General features: G+C 72.1%; 15 protein-coding genes and 1 riboswitch. Of the genes, 6 read left to right on the top strand and 9 right to left on the bottom strand.

All coding sequences use genetic code 11. From position 1 onward, the window contains the following. Positions 1–2 precede the first annotated feature (2 nt). A riboswitch (cyclic di-AMP (ydaO/yuaA leader) is annotated at positions 3–173 on the bottom strand. Between the two features lie 467 nt (positions 174–640). Beyond that, positions 641–1,582, bottom strand: coding sequence for a hypothetical protein (locus AB0O91_RS34925; RefSeq protein ID WP_363441869.1), 942 nt, complete (start codon positions 1,580–1,582; stop codon positions 641–643). Between the two features lie 560 nt (positions 1,583–2,142). Between AB0O91_RS34925 and AB0O91_RS34920 the strand changes: the two genes are divergently transcribed. Beyond that, on the top strand, positions 2,143–2,406 hold the full coding sequence (locus AB0O91_RS34920; protein WP_363441867.1) for a DUF397 domain-containing protein: 264 nt from the start codon (positions 2,143–2,145) through the stop codon (positions 2,404–2,406). Between the two features lie 343 nt (positions 2,407–2,749). Here the strand turns inward: AB0O91_RS34920 and AB0O91_RS34915 are convergent, their stop codons facing one another. Then, a complete protein-coding gene (locus AB0O91_RS34915; RefSeq protein WP_363441865.1) occupies positions 2,750–3,331 on the bottom strand; it encodes an ATP-binding protein in 582 nt (193 codons plus the stop codon). Positions 3,332–3,749: 418 nt separating this feature from the next. Between AB0O91_RS34915 and AB0O91_RS34910 the strand changes: the two genes are divergently transcribed. Continuing rightward, positions 3,750–4,616 (top strand): helix-turn-helix transcriptional regulator, encoded by an 867-nt coding sequence (locus AB0O91_RS34910; RefSeq protein WP_363441863.1) that lies wholly within the window; start codon positions 3,750–3,752, stop codon positions 4,614–4,616. 118 nt (positions 4,617–4,734) lie between these two features. Here the strand turns inward: AB0O91_RS34910 and AB0O91_RS34905 are convergent, their stop codons facing one another. Then, positions 4,735–5,340 (bottom strand): helix-turn-helix domain-containing protein, encoded by a 606-nt coding sequence (locus tag AB0O91_RS34905; protein WP_363441861.1) that lies wholly within the window; start codon positions 5,338–5,340, stop codon positions 4,735–4,737. Positions 5,341–5,566: 226 nt separating this feature from the next. Beyond that, the gene (locus tag AB0O91_RS34900) at positions 5,567–7,081 is read right to left on the bottom strand and encodes an MFS transporter (protein ID WP_363441859.1); all 1,515 of its coding nucleotides are present in this window, start codon (positions 7,079–7,081) and stop codon (positions 5,567–5,569) included. An 87-nt stretch (positions 7,082–7,168) separates the two neighbouring features. Between AB0O91_RS34900 and AB0O91_RS34895 the strand changes: the two genes are divergently transcribed. Next, positions 7,169–7,615, top strand: a complete 447-nt coding sequence (locus AB0O91_RS34895; RefSeq protein WP_363441857.1) for a MarR family transcriptional regulator — start codon at positions 7,169–7,171, stop codon at positions 7,613–7,615. 64 nt (positions 7,616–7,679) lie between these two features. Here AB0O91_RS34895 and AB0O91_RS34890 read toward each other — a convergent pair whose 3' ends face one another. The 5 genes from AB0O91_RS34890 to AB0O91_RS34870 form a co-directional block, all read right to left on the bottom strand. Next, positions 7,680–8,627, bottom strand: a complete 948-nt coding sequence (locus AB0O91_RS34890) for a M56 family metallopeptidase (protein ID WP_363441855.1) — start codon at positions 8,625–8,627, stop codon at positions 7,680–7,682. Positions 8,628–8,809: 182 nt separating this feature from the next. After that, on the bottom strand, positions 8,810–9,388 hold the full coding sequence (locus tag AB0O91_RS34885; protein WP_363441853.1) for a DUF5134 domain-containing protein: 579 nt from the start codon (positions 9,386–9,388) through the stop codon (positions 8,810–8,812). 205 nt (positions 9,389–9,593) lie between these two features. Then, a complete protein-coding gene (locus AB0O91_RS34880; protein ID WP_363441851.1) occupies positions 9,594–10,352 on the bottom strand; it encodes an amino acid ABC transporter ATP-binding protein in 759 nt (252 codons plus the stop codon). After that, positions 10,349–11,233: an amino acid ABC transporter permease gene (locus tag AB0O91_RS34875; protein WP_363441944.1), complete on the bottom strand. Its 885-nt coding sequence runs from the start codon at positions 11,231–11,233 to the stop codon at positions 10,349–10,351. Before AB0O91_RS34875 ends, AB0O91_RS34880 begins: the two co-directional genes overlap by 4 nt. A 59-nt stretch (positions 11,234–11,292) precedes the next feature. After that, on the bottom strand, positions 11,293–12,174 hold the full coding sequence (locus AB0O91_RS34870; RefSeq protein ID WP_363441849.1) for an ABC transporter substrate-binding protein: 882 nt from the start codon (positions 12,172–12,174) through the stop codon (positions 11,293–11,295). A 559-nt stretch (positions 12,175–12,733) separates the two neighbouring features. On the opposite strand from AB0O91_RS34870, the gene AB0O91_RS34865 reads away from it, so the two are divergent. From AB0O91_RS34865 to AB0O91_RS34855, 3 genes are read left to right on the top strand one after another with little or no spacing between them, the layout of a single operon-like run. Then, complete coding sequence (locus AB0O91_RS34865) at positions 12,734–14,134, top strand: DUF6421 family protein (protein ID WP_363441847.1); 1,401 nt, start codon at positions 12,734–12,736, stop codon at positions 14,132–14,134. Further along, positions 14,131–14,889 carry an SDR family NAD(P)-dependent oxidoreductase gene (locus AB0O91_RS34860; protein WP_363441845.1) on the top strand — a complete coding sequence of 253 codons (759 nt, stop codon included), beginning with the start codon at positions 14,131–14,133 and terminating at the stop codon, positions 14,887–14,889. Before AB0O91_RS34865 ends, AB0O91_RS34860 begins: the two co-directional genes overlap by 4 nt. Then, the gene (locus AB0O91_RS34855) at positions 14,886–15,962 is read left to right on the top strand and encodes a low specificity L-threonine aldolase (protein ID WP_363441942.1); all 1,077 of its coding nucleotides are present in this window, start codon (positions 14,886–14,888) and stop codon (positions 15,960–15,962) included. The genes AB0O91_RS34860 and AB0O91_RS34855 overlap by 4 nt, the downstream gene beginning before the upstream one ends. The last annotated feature ends 109 nt before the right edge of the window (positions 15,963–16,071 follow it).

The following is a 16,071-nucleotide window of genomic DNA, read 5'->3' as shown; positions in this document are numbered from 1 at the left end:
CGCGGTCCTCTCCCACGCCTGCGAGGTGAGCTGTCGGATTCGGGCTGGAGTTGCCCGGCCGCGCTGTGGCGCGGCTTCACCCCTAGCCCTGGACCGTTTCCGGGAAATGGTCCGGGGCGACTTACCTGTGGTTCCCCCGCTCCTGCCGTGATGCGTTTTCGCGCTTGCCAGGACATCCGACGGCAGGACTCGGCGTCGCGGATGAACTGGGTCCGTGTGGTCACGAACGGGGAGCACGTTAAGCAGACTTAAGTTCAAACTGCAAATACCTGTGATGCGCATCACGGCTTAGCGGGAAAGGCCAAATGGGCCGTAATTCATGATCGAAAGTGATCATTTTCCAGCAATATCGCGACTGATTCTCGCAATTGGCTCAGGCTCAGAAAAAAGGTGACGGAGCGTCGAAGTGCGACGGGGGCGCACGGTCGGGCGGGTGGAGCGCCCGTGGATCGAGCGCCCGGCAACGCGCCGGCTATTCATCGACAAAAGGCACCAGAAACGGACATTGCGCCGCATTGCCCGCTGAACTCTCGAAAGGGGCGATCCGTGCACGCCGAAAGGGCCCGGAACGCGGCGGTTCCGGGCCCTTCGGTGGTGCGGGTGGCCCGCGACGGCGTCGCGGGGCGCGGAGGGGCGCCGATCAGCCCTCCAGGGGCTCCTCGGCGGCCGCGTGGGCCCGTCGGGAGCCCTCTCCGGCCCCGTCGGCGGCGACGGCCTCCGCCTCGGCCAGCTCCTCCGCGGTCGGCGTCGGCAGTGCGGCCAGGTAGGTGGAGGCGATCAGCTGGCCCACCGTCGGGTAGGCGCCCAGCGGCGCGGCCGACGGGCAGCCGGTCTCCTCGGCGGCCGTGGCGAGCAGTTCGGAGTCCGCCTCCGGGCCGATGACGAGCGGGGCCAGCGCCGGGCGCTGGGAGCCGGTCTCCTTCAGGTGGTCGACGGCCCCGGCGACCGAGCCGGGCACGTCGAGCGCCGCGGCGACGACCGGGACGGCCAGGCGGGCGGCCAGCAGGACGCCGGTGATCCCGGCCGCGGCGGCGGCCTCCTCGCCGCCGACGGTGGTCAGGACCACGCCGTCCGCGGCGGTCGCGATGGCGAACAGCCGGGCCCGGTCGGCCCGGGCCAGCCCGGCCTCGGAGAGCCGCACGTGGACGGCCTCGGCGAGCAGCGGGTGCGGGCCCAGCGTGTCGGTGACGGTCGCGCCGTACTCCGCGGCGAGGGCGTGGAGTTCGGCCAGGAAGCCGTGCGGGCCGGGCACCAGCGGCACCACGACGGGCGTCGGCAGTCCGGCCTCGGCGGCCGCCGCCAGCAGCTCCGCGACGGTGCGCTCCTCCGGGTCCTCGGTCTCGGCGCCGCCCGGGAGGTAGCCGACCGCCGCCTGGACGCCGGTGTGCTCGCTGCGGACGATCGAGAGCAGTTCCTCGACGACCGAACGGGACTCGGGCCCCGCGGCCGCGGGAACGGCGAGCACCAGGGCCGGCGAGCCGGTGCGGATCTCGGGGCGCTCGGGGCGGCGGTGGCGCCCCCGCGCACGGGAGCCTGGAGTGCGGACGGGCAGTGGCGCGCCCGGGATGGCTGCGGTGCTCATGCCGGAGATCGTAGGACATCGGCCCGTCAGGCCTGCAGTCGGCTGCCGTACGGGCTTCGGGCGGCCGCGGTGCCGAGGCCGTGTCCTGGCCGGTCGACTCCGGGTCGATTGCCTACAATCCGGACATTCTTCGCCCAACCCCCGCGTGGGCCCCCGCAGTTGCTCCTGACGTGTCCGGTGGGGCGGCGCGTTGCATGAGAGGTGCGTGAGATGTCTCACAGCCGGTGGCCGGGCTGACGGAGGGTCACGGCGGTGCGACTCCCGGCATTCGAAGATCAACATTCAGCGGGGGGCCGCTCACGGCCGGTTATGGACGACTCGTCGATTCAGTCGGCTATGTCCGTTTACGTACCGTCAGGAGAAGGGCCCGTGAAGAGTTCGCGGCGACCGGTAAAAAGGCACATGCACCTGCAATGTCCCGTGCTGATGCACGTGCACTGCGGCTATCATCGCGTCAAGTGAGGCGTTGTGCCGGGCCGGTACGGGGCCGGTCCGTTCGTTCGGCGGGTGCCGGGGGCGCCGCGCTGGACGACAACTCCGGAGCTCTTCGGGAGACTTCTATGCACGACTCGCAGGACACGCACGGCTCGAACCACACCTACAACGGGATGGCCGCCGCCGACCTCCAGGGGGTGGTCTGGCAGAAGAGCCGGCACAGCAACTCCCAGGGCAACTGCGTCGAGTTCGCGGCCCTCCCGGGCGGCGACGTCGCGATGCGCAACTCGCGCTTCCCGGACGGCCCGGCGCTCATCTACACCCGGGCCGAGATCTCCGCCCTGCTGCTGGGCGCCAAGGACGGGGAGTTCGACCACCTGGCGGTCTGACCGGCTGCCGCTCCACCATCGGGGGGCCGTCGTGGGTGCTGACACCACGACGGCCTTTTTTGTCGTCGCCGGGAGGCGGTCCTGCGGTCGGACCGGTCCGTGACGGACCGTGCGGCCCGGGGTGTCCGGCCCGTCCTGGTCCTGTGAGCGGTTCCGCGGGCGGTCCTGGGGGCCGGGGCTGCTGCGGTGCCCGCGACGGCCGGGAGCGGCACAGGGGCTGCCGGGACCGTCCGGGTCACCGGGCCCGCGGGAGTCGTCGTCCGGTCCGGCTCGGGGCCCGGCTGAAGGGCCCGGGGAGTGGTCCTCCCGGGTCGTCCGTCGGCCGGCCGTGCGCCGTGCGGCGCTAGGCCGAGCGCCGGTGCCGTCCACCGATGTCGATCCGTCCGTCCAGCGGGCGGCCGTCCGGCCCGCAGGCGTCGAGTCCGCCGCCGTCCAGTCCGCCGCCGACCGGCTCCGCCTCGAACATGGCCCAGACCACCTTGCCGCTGCCCAGCGGGTGCCAGCCCCAGGAGCGGCTGAACGACTCCACCAGGTGCAGTCCGCGGCCGGATTCGGCGACGAAGTCCGCCTCCCGGGCCACCGGGCCGGTGCTGCTCGGGTCGCTCACCGCGCAGACCACCTGGGGTGCGCGGTGCACCAGGCTTATTCGGATCGGCAGCCGTCCGTCCGGGGTCGGCTGTGTGGGAAAGTCGTACTCGCCCAGGGCGCCGCCCGAGGGGTCGGGCCGTGCGCCGATCGCATGCCGGAGCGCGTTGGTCACGAGTTCCGAGGCGACCAGCGCGACATCGTCGAACAGCTCCATCAGGCCCCAGCGCTGGAGAGCGGTCCGGGCGAAGTCGCGAGCGGTTCTCACGGCTTCGAAGCGAGGAGCGAGCGTACAGGTGACCACATGGGGGTCAACCGCCAAAGCCGTACCGGTGCTCATGAAGAGCTCCTCCCATAAGGGGGCGGACACGGCTGGACCCGCCGGGGTCATGCCGGTCACCTCCGACTCGCTCGGCCGCTCGGCCGCCCCTTCGACCAGGCGCGCGCGCACTCGAACGCCCGATGGCGCGGGGGACGCCGCCGGGTCGGTGCACGGAGTCGCGCGTGGGGTCGACGCGGAGCCCGCGGGATTGCCAGGGATGTGCAGGTGCACGTGCACCATGGTGGTGTGCGCTCACTGCAGATGCAAGAGTCGATTCACGTGCAGTCGCACTATTGGCATATGCAAGCGCCGGATGCACGTGCATCCTGGTGTGCGGAGTGCAGAACTGATAGGAACATCCGTCAGTATCGGCACCGTGAGCGCTCAACTGATGGCAGACTGTGCGCTGTTTGCCCTAGGTGGAGGTTTCGACCGCATGACCACAGTTCAGCCGGGCGGCGGCTCGATGGTCCGCCGGATCCTCCTCGGCTCGCAGCTGCGTCGCCTGCGTGAGGCGCGCGGCATCACCCGTGAGGATGCGGGCTACGCGATCCGCGCGTCCGAGTCCAAGATCAGTCGCATGGAGCTCGGCCGGGTCAGTTTCAAGGAGCGGGACGTCGCCGACCTGCTCAGTCTCTACGGCGTGGACGACGGGCTGGAGCGGGAGGCGCTGCTCGGCCTGGTCCGCGAGGCCAACAAGTCCGGCTGGTGGCACAGCTTCAACGACGTGCTGCCGGGATGGTTCCAGACGTACGTCGGCCTGGAGGAGGCCGCCCAGCTGATCCGCACCTACGAGGTGCAGTTCATCCCCGGACTGCTGCAGTCCGAGGAGTACGCACGGGCGGTTTTCGGCCAGAGTCGGCCGGTCATCAGCGACGAGGAGGTCGAGCGGCGGGTCAGCCTCCGGCTGCGCCGCCAGAAGCTGCTGACCGAGGGCGCCAGCCCGCGCCTGTGGGCGGTCATCGACGAGGCGGCGCTGCGCCGGCCGGTCGGCGGGCCCAAGGTGATGCGCGGCCAGGTCCAGTACCTGATCGACGTCGCCGAGCAGGCCAACGTGGTCATCCAGGTCATGCCGTTCCGGTTCGGCGCGCACGCGGGCGAGTCCGGGGCGTTCACGATCCTGCGCTTCCCGGAGCAGGACCTCGCGGACGTGGTCTACCTGGAGCAGCTCACCAGTGCGCTCTACCTGGACAAGCGGGACGACGTCGACGCGTACGTGCAGGTCATGGAGCGGCTCTGCGTGGACAGCCTCACGCCCGAGCGCACGATAGACCTGCTCTCCTCGATCCTGAAGGAGCGCTGATCCCGCACGGGTGCCGGCCCTGACGGGGAACCGGACCCTGCGGGGCCCGGATCCTGCGGGGCTCCGGGCCCTTAGGGACCTCACGTCCCGGCGAACGCCGTCAGGCCGCCGCCCGCCGTCAGCCGCGGGCCGGCGGCCGTTCGCGTTCCGGCGGCAGCGGCTGCGGCGGGCGGCCCAGCTCCCAGGGCAGGTCGTAGCGGCGGAACAGGTCGGCGCGGATCGGCGCCAGCGGGAGCTCCGCGCCCGGCAGCAGCACCCCGATGCAGCCGCCCATCAGCGCGCTGCGCAGCACCGCGTGCTCGGCGACCGGGTCCGGCGCGCCCCAGTCGACGAGCAGGCCCTGCAGGATCGCACCGAGCTGCTGCTGCTCCGGGTCCTGGACGAAGGCGCCGGTGTCCGGGTCGAGGATCAGCGCCAGGTGCGAGCGCATCACCCGGGGGTGGTCCATGGCGAGCCCGAGGACGGCGTCGATCGCGCGGGCCAGCCGGTGCCGGGGAGAGGCGTTCGGCGGGAGTTCGGCCAGGGCGCCGGACAGCGCCTGGTGCATCATCCGGTGCGTCGCGGACTGCATCAGCAGTCGTTTGCCGTCGAAGTAGTAGGAGAGCAGGCCGCGGGCGAGTCCGGCCCGTTCGGCGATGTCGGTCAGCGTGGTGCCGGCGTAACCGCGCTGGTCAACCAGCTCGACGGTGGCCCGCATGATGCGCCGGCGGGACCGCTGGCGCATCTCCTCATTGACCGAATCCCCGCGAGGTGCCATCGTGTCTGCTCCGAACGTTCGTTGACTCCGGGCCAATATACTTGCGGAGCCGGTAGCCGCGCCGTGGAACCGTGCCCTGACGGGCCCCGCCCGGGCGGCCGGTACAAAGACGGCCGGCTCCACCAACACGGGGGTTTGGTGGAGCCGGCACCAGTGCCCACGGTCTTCGACGGCCGTGGGCGGGGCCAGTGGGTCAGCGCTCGCTCAGGACTTCGGTCCGGGCCACGGACGGCCCGGCAGACGGATAATCATAATCCGGCACGGACAAGGGAGTTGCCGTCCGCCGCCGGTCGACCAGGGCACCCGCCGCAGCGACGACCAGTCCGACCACGGCGACCGCGGTGACCAGGACCAGCGCCGGGCGGTAGCCGTCCAACTGGGCCTGCGCGGTGTCGCTGCCCGCGCTCCCGGCCGTGATCATCGCGGTCACCCCGGCCAGCACCACGGCGGTGCCGACCTGGATCGCCGTGTTCACCAGCCCCGAGGCCAGCCCCTGCTCCTCGTCGGCCACCCCGTCGGTGGCGGCGATGTTCACCGAGGGGAAGGCCAGCGCGAAGCCGACGCCGAGCAGCAGCATCGAGGGCAGCACCAGGCCGAGGTACGAGCTGTGCTCGTCCAGCCGCAGGAACAGGGCGAACGCACCGGCCAGGGACAGCAGGCCGATCGGGAGCAGGCGGCCGGTGCCGAAGCGGTCCACGATCGGGCCCATGAACGGGGCGGAGAGGGCGATGAAGGCGCCCGCCGGCAGCAGCCCCAGGGCCATCTGGAGGGCCGACCAGCCGAGCAGGTGCTGGAGGTAGAGCGTGACGACGAACTGGAAGCCGCCGTACGCCCCGGTCATCGCGAAGGCGACCACGTTGGCGCGGGCCACCGAGCCGTTGCGGAAGATGCCCAGCCGGACCAGCGGGTGGGCGGTGCGGCCCTCGACGACCAGGAAGGCGGTGGCCAGCGCGGCGACCACGACCAGCGAGCCGAGGGTGCGCAGGCTCAGCCAGCCGGCGCCCTGGGCCTCGGTCACCGTGAAGACCAGCAGCAGCACGGTCGCGGTGCCGGTGATCGCGCCGAGCACGTCGTAGCCGCCCTTGGCGCGCTCCTCGACCGGGCGGGGGAGCAGGCGGACGGCGAAGACCAGGGCGAGCAGCGCGACCGGGACGGGCATCAGGAAGGTCCAGCGCCAGCCGACCGAGGTGAGCAGCCCGCTCAGCACCAGGCCGAGCGAGAAGCCGCTGGCGCCGCAGGTGGTGTAGATCGACAGCGCGCGGTTCCGGGCGGGGCCCTCGGCGAAGGTCGTGGTGATGATCGACAGTCCGGCGGGTGCGGTGAAGGCGGCGCTGACGCCCTTGAGGAAGCGGGCCGCGATCAGCAGGCCGCCGTCGTCGACCAGGCCGCCGGCCAGCGAGGCGGCGGCGAAGACGCCGAGGGCGACCAGGAAGACCCGGCGGCGGCCGAGCAGGTCGGCGGCGCGGCCGCCGAGCAGCAGCAGGCCGCCGTAGCCGAGCACGTAGCCGGAGACCACCCATTGCAGGGTGGAGGTGGAGAGGTGCAGTTCGGAACCGATGGAGGGGAGGGCCACGCCCACCATCGAGACGTCCAGGGCGTCCAGGAACATGGCGGCGCAGAGCACGATCAGGGTGCCCCAGAGGCGGGGTGTCCAGGTCAGCCCGCTGGTTGACGGAGCGTCGGGTGACGTGGCGGTCGCGGTGGTCATGGGGAGGAGAGTACATGCGTATGCATTCAATGCAAATGAATTAGATGTGAACGCATAAATTTACGATGCACGTGCTAGGCTGCTGGGGTGGCTGAACTCGACTCCCTCGAAGCCTCGGCGGAGGCCGGTCTGATCGCGGAATGGCGCGAGCTGCTGGCCCGCCATGCCGCGGCCGTCTGCACGCTCGACCGCGAGCTCGGCGAGAAGTACGGGCTGGGCATGAGCGAGTTCGAGGTGCTGGAGCGCCTGGTCGAGGGGTGTGCGGCCGAGGGGCGGCAGGCCCTGCGGGCGAGCGAGCTGGCCCCCACCGTCCATCTGAGCCAGAGCGCGCTGTCCCGGTTGATCGCCCGCCTGGAGAAGGGCGGCCTGGTGACCCGGACGATGTGCACGAGCGACCGCCGGGGAGTCATGATCACTCTGACCGACGCCGGGCGGGAGCGTTACGACCAGGCCCGCCCGCTGCACCGCGAGGTGCTCGGGCAGACGCTCGGCGGCCGCTTCGCTCCGCTCTGCGGGGAGTCCGGTACGGACTGAGGATCCGTCAAATTTCTTGCCCCGCAGGGCCGCTGGAGCACCCCGCAGGGGATCCGGGCGGGGCTCAGAGCAGCGAGTGGAGCCCCGGGGCGGCAGCCAGCAGGACGGCCGCCGCGGGGGCCGTCAGGGCGACGGCGGTCAGCCGCAGCCGGTGCGGGACGGACAGCCGGGGGCGGCCCGCGAGCAGTCGGTCCACCCGCTTCGGGGACTGCGCCAGGCCGGGCGGGCAGGAGCCGAACACCCCGCGGTCCAGGTTGAGTTCGGCCAGTGCGAGGGCGGTGGTGTGGCGGCCGTGCCGACGGGCGGCCCGGTCGTCGGCGGCCAGCTCGACCAACTCCGCCACCTGGTCCCGGAAGGCCCGGAACACGACCACGCCGGGGAAGCCGGAGGCGAGTGCCTGGGCGAACTGCTGCAGCCAGTGGTGCCGGGCCCGGACGTGCCCGCGCTCGTGGCTCAGCACGGCCGCCAACTCCCGGTCGGTGAGCTGCTGGAGGGCGCCGGTCGTGACCACCAGGCGGGAGTTCGGGCCGGGCAGCGACCAGGCCTCCGGCCGGACGTTCTCCAGCACCACCAGCCGTTCCCGGCCGCTCCGGGCGGTCTCGATCGCCCCGGGCAACTCCGGTGCACGGGTTGCCAGTTGGGCGTGGCAACGGTTGCGCAGGGCCTTGGCCGTCCGGACCTCGCGGGTGACCGCCAGCACCGTCTGCAGCCCGCCCGCGGCCAGCACCGCGGCGCACAGCCGCCCCCAGCCCTCGGCGTCCTGCAAGCCGTACGCGGCCTCGACGCCGTGCGGGGCGCCGGAGAACACCCAGGCGCGCAGCTCCGGTTCGGCGGCGGAGGCGGCCAGCACCAGGCCCAGGGCGCAGCACAGCAGGACGGCCACCACGATGCACTGCCACACCAGCAGCGCCAGCACCGGTTCGCGCTCCACCCAGCGGGCCCGGGTCAGCAGCCGCGGCGCGGCGGTGGAGAGCAGCAGGCCGAGCAGCAGCAGGCCGGTCAGGGCAGTCATCGCATGGGCTCCCCGAGTACGCACGGAACGCGACAACGCGCTCCCTGCCAACCTATGCGCTGGCGACGCCCGGTGGAACGGCTTTCGACCGGCCAGTGACCAACGCCACGCACGTACCTCCCGGGGGCTTCCGGGCGCGGCCCCGGCGCTGCGCGGGGCGGGCCGGGGCGGGCGGGGGAGCGTCACATGGTCAGGAGCATGGCGAACATGCCGATGCCCATGGTCAGCCGGCAGGCCCGGGGCAGACCAGCGGTGCCGAGGGCGAGCGTCCCGGCGGAGGTGTGCAGCAGCCGGGTGCCGGACCACAGCGAGTAGCCGCCGAAGTAGAGCAGCAGGGCGCCGGTCAGCAGCGGTGCGCCGAGCGCGACGCCGTGGTGGTGCCCGCTCGGGGAGGCGGTCGGGGAGGCGGTCATCGCGAGGGCCGTGTACGTCATGGCGAGCGCGCTGATCGCGTGGTGCAGCCGGTGGGTCCGGCCGGCGGGCGCGGACAGCGCGGCGACCAGGAAGGCGGCCGCGGGGAGGCCGAACAGCCAGGCCCAGACGGTGGCCGGGACGGTGGCGCCGGTGACGGCCATCGCCGCCATGCCCAGTCCCATCAGGGCTTCGGCGGCATCGGACTCGCGGGTCGGCGAGAGGTGGTGGTGGCGCCCTTCGCGGGGGGCGGTGGTGCAGGGGGAGCGCCGCAGGCGGGTCAGGCAGTAGGCGCCGGCGGTGGCGGTGAGGAGGGCGAGGAGCCAGTTGACCAGGGTCGGTCCGTGCAACGGCGGCCTCCCGGGGTGGCGGGCGGCGGACGGCGGGCGGCGAACGGGCGCTGTCCGCTCTGATCCGTTCCCCGTCGCTCGTCCGCCGCGGCGACGATCGTCCCGTCCACGATCACCGCTGAGCCCCCGGCGCGACCAGGGCGCGCGCAGGGGCGCACTGTGGTGACCACGGTGGTGCGACCGATCCGGAGCGACCCGGGCCGGCTCAGCCCTGGAGCCGCCCGGAGGCGACGATCCGGCTGAGGAACCGCCGGGTCCGCTCCTCCTGGGGATCGCCGAACACCTGCTCCGGCGGCCCCTGTTCGAGCACCACCCCGCCGTCCAGGAAGCACACCTGGTCGGCGACCTCGCGGGCGAAGCCCATCTCGTGGGTGGAGAGGACCATGGTCATCCCCTGCTCCTTGAGGTCCCGCACCACCGACAGCACCTCGCCGACCAGCACCGGGTCGAGCGCCGCGGTGATCTCGTCGAGCAGCAGCAGCCGGGGGCCGGCCGCCAGCGCCCGGACGATCGCGACCCGTTGCTGCTGCCCGCCGGAGAGCCGGTCCGGGTACTCCCGGGCCTTCGCGGCCAGCCCGAGCCGGTCCAGCAGCGCCAGCGCCTTCGCCTCGGCCTCCGCCCGGCCGATCCGGTGCACGCGGCGCGGCGCGAGCGTGATGTTCTCCAGCACCGTCATGTGCGGGAACAGGTTGTACGACTGGAACACCACCCCGATCCGCCGCCGCACGGCGTCCTCGTCCGCCCGCGGATCCGTGATCTCCTCGCCGTCCAGGAAGATCGCCCCGTCGTCGATCCCCTCCAGCAGGTTGACGCACCGCATCAGGGTGGACTTCCCGGAGCCGGAGGCGCCGATCAGCGCCGTCACCGAGTGCTCGGGCACGGTGAGGTCCACGTCGCGCAGCACCACCTGGCCGCCGAAGGTCTTGCGCACCGACTCCAGCCGGAGCACCGCCGTCCCGCTCACACCGCACCTCCCTGCAACTGCCGACGGTTCATCCGCCCGGTCAGCCAGTCGGCGACCCGGGTCAGCGGAATGGTCAGCACGATGAACACCAGCCCCGCGACCAGGTACGGCGTGAAGTTGAAGGAGTGCGCCGCGAGGATCTTCGCCGCGTACACCGCGTCGATGGCACCGCCGATCGAGACCAGCCCGGTGTCCTTCTGCAGGCTGACCAGGTTGTTGATCAGCGGCGGCACCACCCGCCGCACCGCCTGCGGCAGCACCACGTACCGCATCGCCTGGGCGTTGGTCAGCCCCAGCGACCGGGCCGCCGCCCGCTGGCTCGGATGCACCGACTCGATGCCCGAGCGGAACACCTCCGACACGTACGCCGAGTACGTCAGCACCAGCGCCGCTCCGCCGAGCAGCAGCGGATCGGTGGTGACCCCGCTGAGCCGCAGCGCCGGCACCCCGGTGATCATCACCAGCAGGCAGATGATCATCGGTAGCCCGAGGAAGAAGTCCACGTACGCGGTGGCGAGCAGCCGCACCGGCAGGAACACCGGCCCGCGCAGCGTCCGCAGCACCGCGAGCAGCAGCCCGAACACCAGGATCAGCGCGCCGCAGCCGACCATCAGCTCCAGGTTGAGCCGCAGCCCCCGCAACACGTCGGGGAGCGCCTGACGGGCGTAGTCCAGGCTGAAGAAGGTGCGCCGGGTCACCTCCCAGCCGGGGGAGTTGACGATCAGCAGGTACAGCACGACCGCCGTCAGCGCGGTCGAGGCGGTGGCGATCAGCGCCGAGCGGCGGGCGCGGGAGCGCCGGTACGCCTCGTGCGCCAGCCGCCGTTCGGACGGCCGGTACCCGTCGTCCCCCGAGGGCTTCCGCCAGGGCTCCTCCGACAGCTCCGACGGCTGCGACGGCTGCGGGAGGTCGACCGGACCGGCGGTGCCCGCCTCCCCGCTCACTTCAGCACCGGCGCCGAGACGGCGTCCGACAGCCACTGCTTCTCCAGCGCGGCCAGCGTCCCGTCCGCCCGCAGCGCGTCCACCGCCTGCGACACGCACGGCGTCAGCGTGGAGCCCTTGTCCAGCACCAGACCGAACTGCTCGCCCTGCGCGGCCGAGGCGAACTGCCCCACCACCTGGGCCTCCGGCACCTCGGCGCCGGTGATGTAGAAGGCGGTCGGCAGGTCGACCACCAGCGCCTCGACCTGACCGTTCTTCAACGCGGCCTTCGCCAGGTCGTTGGAGTCGTACACGGCCGGCTGGGTGCTCGGCTTGATGGTGCCGGTGATGGTCTCCAGGCTGGTCGTGCCGATCTGCGCGCCCAGCTTGGCGCCCTTCAGGTCGGCGATGCTCCTGGCCCCCGCGGCCTTCGAGCCCTTGAGGGCTATCACGGCCTGGCGCACGGTGTAGTAGCCGGACGAGAAGTCCACCGCCTGCTTGCGCTCGTCGCTGATGGACACCTGGTTGATGTCGAAGTCGAAGTCCTTGGCCCCCGGCGAGGTCGCCTTGCCGAACGGCGCGACCACCCAGCCGACCTTGTCCTGCGGGTAGCCCAGCTTCCCGGCCACCGCGTAGGCCACCGCCGACTCGAAGCCCTTGCCGTTCTCCGGCTTGTCCTCGGAGAACCACGGGTCGTACGCCGGCTTGTCGGTGCCGACGGTCAGCTTCCCGGCGGTCCGGGTGGCCAGCGCCCCCGGCGCGCAGCTCGCCGTCGCCCCGGTCGCACCGGAGGCGGCGGCCCCGTCGGACTTGGCGCCCTGCGGAGCGCACCCGGAGAGGGCGGCGGCGAGCGCCAGCGCGGCGACGGGCAGGACGGCGGCGGGCTTGCGGAGGCTCATGGCGGGGCTCCAGGGGAAGGACCGGGCAGGACGGGGGAGGGCGGGTGGGGCCGGCTCGGCACGGCCGGGCCGGGAGGCCGGTTCCCGGCGGGTCACTTCCCCCCGGTGGCGGCGCCGGAACACACACGGCATGGTCGGCGTACGGGCTCGCGTCCGCGGCGCCCCGATCCGGATCGGCGACAGCCGCCCGGCCGCGACCGGACCGACCGCCGCGGCCGGATCAGTGACAGCGACAGCGGCGGCAGAAGCCGCACGTGCGACAGCGACAGCGGCAGCGACGACACGCCTGCTGACGGAGGGGCACCCGGAACGGGCTGTCGTGGCGCTCGGCCATCGTGATCACCGCCGGGAGCATGCGGGGAGGTTCGCATCAGAACCGCGCATCTGTCCAGAGCATCCAGGACACCGTCCACATGTCGGACACCCGGGCCCCGGTGCAGGTTCTGGGGCCGGAACGGCATCCCACGGGAGTTTTGTCGGTCGGGGCCCCCTTGAACGGGAGAACCTTTCGTACATATGGTGTCCTCGTTGAAATAACTCCTGCCGAAGTGAGTCCACGATGCAGAATCTTTCGCCAAGGCTCGCTGCGGCGGCCGACGCCCCGGTCTCGACCCTCGCCGCCCACCCGGCCTGGCTGCGCCTGAAGGAGGCCGTCGAGACGCTGCGCCCGCTGCAGTCCAAGGACGGCTCGATCGACCTGTCCGCGGTCCAGCGGCACACGGTCGACCCGCTGGTCGCCACCGTCCGGGCGTCCGTCAAGGAGCTCGCCCCGCACTTCCCGCACGACGCCGCCTACCTGGCCGCCGTGGACGCCGACCTCTCCAAGTGGGCCGACACCGGCTACCGGGAGCCCGACTTCCTGGACTCGCTGCTCGCCTTCCAGCCCGCCGACCAGCGCGAGGACGGCCTGGAGCACCTGGTCGTCTTCCCGATGTACACCCAGAACGGCAACCCGGACCGCAACCTGGAAGCCGTCCTGCTGAGCGTGGTGTGGCCCGACTGGCTGGACGAGCTGGAGCGGACCCGCTTCGACAACCCGATGTTCGTGCCGATCACCTTCACGGACTTCACGGCCGGCTACGACACCAACTCCGCCGTGCTCTTCCCCGAGACGGTCGCCGTGCGCAAGGCGCCGGAACGTTTCACCTGGGGCGGCATCTTCTGCGACCGCGAGGCCGCCCGCTTCCGTGCCGTCTCCACCAGCGCCGTCCAGCAGCTCGGCCTGGAGATCCCGGCCGACGCCGAGGGCCTGCTCCAGGACCAGCAGCGCGCGCAGGAGACCTTCGTCCTGTGGGACCTCGTGCACGACCGCACCCACAGCCACGGCGACCTGCCGTTCGACCCCTTCATGATCAAGCAGCGCAGCCCGTTCTGGATGTACGGCCTGGAGGAGCTCCGCTGCGACCTCACCACCTTCAAGGAGGCGGTGAAGCTGGAGACCGAGGGCAACCCGCACGCCCGCGACGTGCAGTACGCGATCCTCTTCGACCGGCTGTTCCGCTTCCCGGTCACCGGCGACCGCGTCCGCAACTACGACGGCATGGGCGGCCAGCTGCTCTTCGCGTACCTGCACAAGCACGACGCGCTGCGCTGGCGCGACAACCGCCTCACCATCGACTGGGACCGCGCCCAGCAGGTCACCAACGAACTCTGCGGCGAGATCGAGACCCTCTACCGCGACGGCATCGACCGGCCCAAGCCGGCCCACTGGATCGCCGCCTACGAGCTGGTCTCCCGCTACCTCACCCCGCACCCGGCCTCCACCTGGGCGAAGGGTCCGGAAGCCCTCCCGCTGGACATCACCGACGGCAAGGCCCTGAACAAGGCGCTGTGCGACGCGGTGCTCCCGGACGAGTTCCCGCTGAGTATGTTCTACGAGGCCCTGTCCAAGAAGCTCCGCGGCGTCATCGCCGCCACCGCCGGCATCACCGGCGCCGGTACCCAGGGAGTCGCCGCGTGACCATCACCCCCTCCACCAAGCTGGCCGGCAAGGTCATCGCCGTCGCCGGAGCCAGCGGCCCGGCCGGCCAGGCGGTGCTGCGCCGCCTCACCGCCGAGGGCGCCACCGTGATCGGTGCCGACATCGACCCCCAGCGCCTGGACTCCGCCCTGGACGCCACCCGCGTCGCCGTGCGCGGGGCGAAGGTGAGCGGCCAGGTGATCGACCTGCTCGACCCGCAGGAGGTGCACGACTGGGCCGACCACCTGGAGGCCCAGCACGGCCACGTCGACGGCCTGTTCCACCTGGTCGGCGGCTGGCGCGGCAGCAAGACCTTCTTCGACAGCCGCCTGGACGACTGGGACTTCCTGCACGACACCGTCGTGCGCACCCTCCAGCACACCTCGCTGGCCTTCCAGCCCGCGCTGGTCCGCAGCCCGGCCGGTCGCTACGCGATGGTCTCCGCGGCGGCGGCGCACAAGCCGACCGCCGGCGGCGCCGCCTACGCGGCCGCCAAGGCCGCCACCGAGGCCTGGACCCTCGCCATGGCCGACTCCTTCAAGAAGGAGACCACCTCCCCGGACGGCGAGCCCACCGCGGCTGCTGCGATCCTGGTGATCAAGGCGCTGGTCAGCCCCGAGATGCGGGCCGAGAAGCCGGAGGCGAAGTTCGCCGGCTTCACCGACACCGCCGACCTCGCCGGACACCTGGCGGACCTCTGGGACCGCCCCGCAGCAGAACTGAACGGACAGCACCTGTGGCTGACAGCACGATGACCGACCTCACCCGTACGGACGCGGTCCGGCGGCACGACCCCGCCGTCCGCGGCTTCGCCAGCGACAACTACGCGGGCGTGCACCCGGAGGTCCTCGCCGCGATCGCCCTCGCCAACGGCGGCCACCAGGTCGCCTACGGCGAGGACGACTACACCGCGCACCTCCAGGAGGTCTTCCGCCGCCACTTCGGCGACCAGGCCGAGGCGTACCCGGTGTTCAACGGCACCGGCGCCAACGTGGTCGCCCTCCAGGCCCTGCTGCCCCGCTGGGGCGCCGTGGTCTGCGCCGACACCGCCCACATCCACGTGGACGAGGGCGGGGCCCCGGAGAAGATGGGCGGCATCAAGCTGCACACCGTCCCGACCCCGGACGGCAAGCTCACCCCCGAGCTGCTCGACCAGCAGGCCTGGGGCTTCGGTGACGAGCACCGCGCGCAGCCGCTCGCGGTGTCCATCACCCAGAGCACCGAGCTCGGCACCCTCTACACGGTCGAGGAGATCCGCGCGCTCACCGACCACGCCCACCAGCTCGGCATGCTCGTTCACATGGACGGCTCCCGGCTGGCGAACGCGGCCGCCTCGCTCGGCCGGCCGATGCGGGACTTCACCACCGACGCGGGAGTGGACGTCCTCTCCTACGGCGGTACGAAGAACGGCCTGCTGCTGGGCGAGGTCGTGGTGGTGCTGAACCCGGAACGGGTACGCAACATCACCTACCTGCGCAAGACCTCGATGCAGCTCGCCTCGAAGATGCGCTTCGTCTCCGTCCAGTTCGAGGCACTGCTGTCGGGCGACCTCTATCTGCGCAACGCCGGCCACGCCAATGCGATGGCCCGCCGCCTGGAGACCGCTGTCCGGGAGATCGACGGCGTCGAGGTCGTGCGCCCGGTCCAGGCCAACGCGGTGTTCGCGGTCCTCCCGCGCGAGGTGAGCGAGCGGCTTCAGAAGCGGTACCGCTTCTACTTCTGGAACGAGCACACCGGCGAGGTGCGCTGGATGTGCGCCTTCGACACCACGGAGGCCGACATCGACGCCTTCGCGGCGGCCATCGCCGAGGAGATGGGCCGCGCCTGACGGCGCACCTGACCCTGCATCGCCTCCGCCCGGACTGCCGGGCGGAGGCGATTTGCATGTGGCGGGCCGGTCACCGTACAGTTCCGGAGTCGCCGCGGGAGACCGGGGA

Source organism: Kitasatospora sp. NPDC089797 (assembly GCF_040684795.1).
In the GTDB taxonomy this organism is placed as follows: domain Bacteria; phylum Actinomycetota; class Actinomycetes; order Streptomycetales; family Streptomycetaceae; genus Kitasatospora.
This window is presented reverse-complemented; position numbering and strand designations above follow the sequence as displayed.

Coding starts and splice junctions, on each gene's coding strand:
- AB0O91_RS34900 (WP_363441859.1), bottom strand. CDS start 7,081: ATGACCACCGCGACCGCCACGTCACCCGACGCTCCGTCAACCAGCGGG.
- AB0O91_RS34865 (WP_363441847.1), top strand. CDS start 12,734: ATGCAGAATCTTTCGCCAAGGCTCGCTGCGGCGGCCGACGCCCCGGTC.
- AB0O91_RS34920 (WP_363441867.1), top strand. CDS start 2,143: ATGCACGACTCGCAGGACACGCACGGCTCGAACCACACCTACAACGGG.
- AB0O91_RS34910 (WP_363441863.1), top strand. CDS start 3,750: ATGACCACAGTTCAGCCGGGCGGCGGCTCGATGGTCCGCCGGATCCTC.
- AB0O91_RS34925 (WP_363441869.1), bottom strand. CDS start 1,582: ATGAGCACCGCAGCCATCCCGGGCGCGCCACTGCCCGTCCGCACTCCA.
- AB0O91_RS34870 (WP_363441849.1), bottom strand. CDS start 12,174: ATGAGCCTCCGCAAGCCCGCCGCCGTCCTGCCCGTCGCCGCGCTGGCG.
- AB0O91_RS34915 (WP_363441865.1), bottom strand. CDS start 3,331: ATGAGCACCGGTACGGCTTTGGCGGTTGACCCCCATGTGGTCACCTGT.
- AB0O91_RS34890 (WP_363441855.1), bottom strand. CDS start 8,627: ATGACTGCCCTGACCGGCCTGCTGCTGCTCGGCCTGCTGCTCTCCACC.
- AB0O91_RS34855 (WP_363441942.1), top strand. CDS start 14,886: ATGACCGACCTCACCCGTACGGACGCGGTCCGGCGGCACGACCCCGCC.
- AB0O91_RS34905 (WP_363441861.1), bottom strand. CDS start 5,340: ATGCGCCAGCGGTCCCGCCGGCGCATCATGCGGGCCACCGTCGAGCTG.